Source organism: Bradyrhizobium sp. (assembly GCF_049798375.1).
Taxonomy (GTDB): Bacteria; Pseudomonadota; Alphaproteobacteria; order Rhizobiales; family Xanthobacteraceae; genus Bradyrhizobium.
In genome coordinates this window covers 1-2,162 of sequence record NZ_JBARGP010000582.1, presented here as the reverse complement: position 1 = coordinate 2,162, position 2,162 = coordinate 1, and the positions used below count along the sequence as shown (strand labels likewise).

General features: G+C 64.9%; 3 protein-coding genes. 2 read left to right on the top strand and 1 reads right to left on the bottom strand.

Annotated features, from left to right (window positions below; translation table 11 throughout):
• Window positions 1-141: 141 nt before the first annotated feature.
• Window positions 142-675, top strand: coding sequence for a DUF2244 domain-containing protein (locus WA702_RS23385; RefSeq protein ID WP_425112930.1), 534 nt, complete (start codon window positions 142-144; stop codon window positions 673-675).
• Between the two features lie 56 nt (window positions 676-731).
• Window positions 732-1,631, top strand: a complete 900-nt coding sequence (locus tag WA702_RS23380) for a methylated-DNA--[protein]-cysteine S-methyltransferase (protein WP_425112931.1) — start codon at window positions 732-734, stop codon at window positions 1,629-1,631.
• Between the two features lie 220 nt (window positions 1,632-1,851).
• Here the strand turns inward: WA702_RS23380 and WA702_RS23375 are convergent.
• On the bottom strand, window positions 1,852-2,162 hold a 311-nt coding region (locus WA702_RS23375), incomplete at its 5' end, for a histidine phosphatase family protein (protein ID WP_425112929.1).

Sequence of the window (2,162 nt, the reverse complement as noted above, 5' to 3'; positions counted from 1 at the left end):
GCCGGGCGGGCAGGGGCTTTGGCCTTTGCCGGAGCCTTGACTGGTTTCTTGGACACCTTCTTGGGAGCCGTGCGAACCGGGACCGGCTTGGCGCGTTTGGATCGGATGATTTTGGCCATGTTGGCGGTATACTGAGGCACCATGACCGCAGGCAATGCCTTTGCACCCGAAGCGTACGGAACGGAGCCTGCCGACGTCGAGCTGTTCTCGGCGCTGCTGACGCCGCACCGCTCGCTCAACCGCGCCGGCTTCGTGGCGTTGATGAGCGTCGTCTGCGCCGTCAGCTTTGTCGGCGGCATCGCCTCGGTGCTGATGGGCGCCTGGCCGATCCTCGGCTTCTTCGGCTTGGACGTGCTGGCGATCTACTGGGCCTTCAAGGTCAATTTCCGCCGCGCCCGGGCCTATGAGGAAATTTCGATCACGGTATCCGAGCTCAAGCTGCGGCGGGTCAGCCATCGCGGCCATGTCATGGAGTGGACCTTCAATCCGCTCTGGGTCCGGCTCGATCAGGTCACCCATGAGGAGTTCGGGATCGAGAACCTTTATTTGGTGTCGGGCAGCCGCAGCGTCGCCGTTGCGGGTTTCCTGAGTCCGGACGAAAAGGCCAGTTTTGCCAAGGCGTTGCTGGCTGGGCTGCAGGCCGCCAAGCGCGGGCCGGTGCTCAATCCGATCTAGCGCTGACATCGGAAATCGGGTGGAGTGGGGACATGGCGCGCCCTACATCTGCTTCCATGATGACCCTAGCCATTCATGATCAGAGCCTGGCCAAGCCGGGCCCACAACAGTCCGCCGCGATGCGCGACTATGATTCGGTGCGTCGGGCGATCGCATTCATCTCGGAGCATTGGCGGCAGCAGCCGACCATCGAGGATATGGCGGATGCCGCCTCGCTGACGCCGGACGAGCTGCACCATTTGTTCCGCCGCTGGGCCGGGCTGACGCCCAAGGCATTCATGCAGGCGTTGACGCTCGACCACGCCAAGATGCTCTTGAAGGGATCGGCCAGCGTGCTCGACGCCGCGCTCGACTCCGGCCTTTCGGGACCGGGACGACTGCACGATCTGTTCGTCACTCACGAGGCGATGTCGCCGGGCGAATGGAAGACCGGCGGCGTCGGCATGACCATCGCCTACGGCTTCCACGCCTCGCCGTTCGGTACAGCGTTGGTCATGGCGACCAATCGCGGGCTCGCAGGCCTGGCGTTCGCCGATGCCGGCGAGGAATCCTCGGCGCTGTCGGACATGAAGAGCCGCTGGCCGCACGCCCTCTATGTCGAGGACGCCGCCGGGACCGCCGGGCTGGCCCAGCGCATCTTCGACACCAAGCTGTGGCGGCCGGATCAGCCGCTGCGCGTGGTGCTGATCGGCACCGATTTCGAGGTGCGGGTCTGGGAAACGCTGCTGAAGATTCCGATGGGGCGTGCAGTCAGCTATTCCGATATTGCCTGCAAGCTGCAGACGCCAAAGGCTTCACGCGCGGTCGGCGCTGCGGTCGGAAAGAATCCGGTCTCCTTCGTGGTGCCCTGCCATCGCGCACTGGGAAAGACCGGCGCGCTCACCGGCTATCACTGGGGCCTGACCCGCAAGCAGGCGATGCTCGGCTGGGAAGCCGGGCAGGTGGGGAGCGCGTAGTTGCTGGATTGCGATGAGTTAGTTTGCCACTAGCGCCGCGACGAAAGTTCACCTCTCCCATCGGGAGAGGTCCGATTGCATCGCCAGATGCAATCCGGGTGAGGGGTCAATATCTATCGAGCGGGCAGCGCCCCCTCACCCGCGCCTGGCGGCGCGACCTCTCCCCCCTGGGAGAGGTGAAGGGAGGTCCGCGGCTGGCGTCCTCTGCTCAAGCAATCGATTACGACGCCAGATCCAGCTTCGACGCCACCGTCGAGTCCGCATTCAGCCGATAGATGATCGGCACGCCGGTGGCGAGCTCGCGCTTCAGGATGCCTTCCGGCGACAGCTTCTCCAGCACCATAATCAGCGCGCGCAGTGAATTGCCGTGCGCGGCGACCAGCGTGCGCTCGCCGCGCAACACGCCGGGCAGAATCTCCTGGACGTAATAGGGCAGGGCGCGCGCCAGCGTATCTTTCAGGCTTTCGCCGCCGGGCGGCGGCACGTCATAGGAGCGGCGCCAGACGTGCACCTGCTCCTCGCCCCATTTCT

What these genes read in the sequence shown, in the direction of transcription:
- WA702_RS23385 (WP_425112930.1), top strand. Translation starts at nt 142, where the DNA reads ATGACCGCAGGCAATGCCTTTGCACCCGAAGCGTACGGAACGGAGCCT.
- WA702_RS23380 (WP_425112931.1), top strand. Translation starts at nt 732, where the DNA reads ATGATGACCCTAGCCATTCATGATCAGAGCCTGGCCAAGCCGGGCCCA.